This is a genomic window from Longimicrobiaceae bacterium (assembly GCA_035696245.1).
Taxonomy (GTDB): Bacteria; Gemmatimonadota; Gemmatimonadetes; order Longimicrobiales; family Longimicrobiaceae; genus DASRQW01.
Map to the genome: position 1 here is coordinate 1 of DASRQW010000163.1, position 2,520 is coordinate 2,520.

The 2,520-nt window shown below is 71.5% G+C and carries 3 protein-coding genes; all 3 read right to left on the reverse strand.

Annotated features, from left to right (window positions below; genetic code table 11):
• Positions 1-170 precede the first annotated feature (170 nt).
• A complete protein-coding gene (locus VFE05_07500; protein ID HET6229895.1) occupies positions 171-1,580 on the reverse strand; it encodes a 1-acyl-sn-glycerol-3-phosphate acyltransferase in 1,410 nt (469 codons plus the stop codon).
• A gap of 8 nt (positions 1,581-1,588) precedes the next feature.
• A complete protein-coding gene (locus tag VFE05_07505; GenBank protein HET6229896.1) occupies positions 1,589-2,158 on the reverse strand; it encodes a hypothetical protein in 570 nt (189 codons plus the stop codon).
• Between the two features lie 146 nt (positions 2,159-2,304).
• Positions 2,305-2,520, reverse strand: a 216-nt coding sequence (locus VFE05_07510; protein ID HET6229897.1) for an aquaporin, incomplete at its 5' end; no start/stop codon positions are given.

Sequence of the window (2,520 nt, forward strand, 5' to 3'; positions counted from 1 at the left end):
GCTAAGCTGTGGCGACGCCCGGCTGTGCGACGAAACTCGGGGATTTGCTCGAACGCAGTCAGTAGATTCATGCTGCAAAGATACACCGTTGCCCTGAATGAAACAGCCCTGCGCTTGCGGGGGAGGGCAGGCGAGTTTTACGAGCCGGGTGAGGGCCGCCCCACCGCCGATCACGGCAGCAGGTGCGCGATGGAGTTCGCGTAGTAGCGCAGCAGCGTCGCCTCCTCCGCCACCGGCGAGTACACGCCGTCCTCGTCGCGCACCATGTGGCGCATCGTCAGCATCCGCAGACCCACGGTCACGCCGTAGTCCAGGTCGCGGCGGGGCACGTACAGCCGCGCGCCCGCCCCCTCCAGCTCGGCGATCAGTGCGTTCACCCGCGCCTTCAGCTCCAACTCGTCGAGCCGCGCGTCCGGGTCGCGGACGAAGACGGTGGAGACGAGGGCTACCGGCAGCACCGGGACCACGGCGCCGACGGCGTCCATCAACGCGCCACCCAGCTCTGCCACGCGCTCGTGCCGCTCGTCGCGGTCCAGCCGCCGGAAGTCCACCGCGTGCTCCGTGCAGTACGCGCGCATGGAGATGGGCGAGCCGAAGTTCACGCAGGCGTACCCGAAGCGGTGCCACTGCCCGCGCAGCGCCAGCCCCAGGTTGCGGCCGATGAACCGCGCCGACCCCACCGCCGCCGCTGCCGGGCCGCGCTTGACCCGGTCCGGCTCCAGGTCCAGCAGCAGCGTGCGGTCCTCGAGCGTGCGGTCGTAGTTGATGCCCACGGGGATGAACACCAGGTCGCGCTCGCCGCCGGGGTCGAAGGCGCGGAGGATGTAGTCCAGGAGCCCCAGCTTGGGCGGCCGCAGGCGCCCGTCGCGGCTCAGCCCGCCCTCGGGGTAGACGGCCTGCGTCACGCCCGCCGCCGTGGCCATGTGGACGTAGCGCTCCAGCACGCGCCGGTACAGCTCGTCCGTGCCGCCGCGGCGGATGAAGTACGCGCCCATGCTGCGGATGAGCATGTGCAGCGGCCACACCCGCGCCCACTCGCCCACCGCGTAGCTCAGCGCCGCGCGGCTGGCCGCAAGGTAGCCGACCAGCACGTAGTCCATGTTGCTGCGGTGGTTCATCACGAACACCACCGTCGCGTCCTTCTCGATGCCCGCCAGCCCCTCCTCGTCGGAGTAGCCCAGGCGCACGCGGTACAGGAGCCGGGCGACCCGCCGCGCCAGCCAGTAGCCCACGCGGAAGTACAGGTACGCGTTGAACGCCGGCACCGTCTCGCGGGCGTAGCGGGCGGCGCGGGCCATCGCCACCTGGCGCGGCATGCCGTGCTCGCGCGCATACGAACCGACCGCCTCCTGGACCTTGTGGTCGTACAGGAGACGGTCGATGAGCGCCTGGCGGCGCGTGAGCTTGAACGGCTGGATCTCTATGCGGAGCCGGGTGTTCAGCTCGTCGATCACCCGGTTGGCGCGCTGGCGGAAGTACCACCGCACGCCCGGAACCAGCAGGCGGTCGAGCGCGGCCCACGCCGCGAACGCCGCCAGCAGCAGGACGAGCCAGACCGGTAGCCGGACCGTCCCGCCCACGCCGCCCCCTACCTGGGCGCGATGGGCCGCGCGCCGACTACGGTGGCGATGCGCTGCTCCAGCAGCCCCGTGCTCTGGCAGCGCACGTTGCTGGTGCTGGTGCCTTCCACGTTGCGGGCCGTGGCCTCCATGGTCGTGTTCAGGCGGCTGCCCGTGCCCTGCGCCTCCACGGTGGTGCGCAGCGACATGCGCACCAGGTACGTGTCGGCCAGCGGCGCGCCCGTGGTGTTGCTGATGCCGCAGTTCACGTACTTGGAGAGCGGCTGGCCGTTGTACTGGCGGTGCGGCGTGAAGCGCAGGTTGCCCACCGTGCGCGTGCCGGGGTCGTTCACGTTCGGCTCGATGCCGAGCTGCGTGTACACCGCGGGGAGCGCTGCCCACAGCTGGGCCGGCGGAAGGTCGCTCACCGCCGACGCCATGCTGATGTCGGGCGCCAGGGTGATCTCGGTGCCGTTGCCGCCGTTGCCGACGATCTCCGAGCGGCCGGGGTCGCTGCTCCGCGCCGCCACCGTGCTGGTGGACGCCGCGCAGCCGCCGAGAAGGGCGCAGAAGCCGAAGAGAAGGGTGCTGCGGTGCATGGAGTGTTGCTCCGTGATGGGACGGGAGAGACGAGAGGGAGGACGGCCCGCCGAAACGGACCGTCCTCGCAATTCTATGGGTGCCAACTTATGTCGTCAATCGGCTCCGGCCCGGGTCGTCGGACGAGTGGTGGAGCCGAGCCGCCCTACCGGTTGCCGCGCTGCTCGCTGGGCGCGGGCCCGCCGTGCTCCGCCGTGGCGGCGGAGGGCGCGCGGTCCATCAGGAAGGCGTGCTGCACCAGCGCGCCCAGGGCGCCGCCCAGCAGCGGCCCCACCCAGTACACCAGGTGGTTGGTCCACATCCCCGACACCAGCGCCGGCCCGAACACGCGCGCCGGGTTCACCGCCCCGCCGGTGAGCGG

Bases quoted from the DNA above. Each gene is read 5' to 3' on its own strand.
- VFE05_07505 (HET6229896.1), bottom strand. From the start codon at position 2,158: ATGCACCGCAGCACCCTTCTCTTCGGCTTCTGCGCCCTTCTCGGCGGC.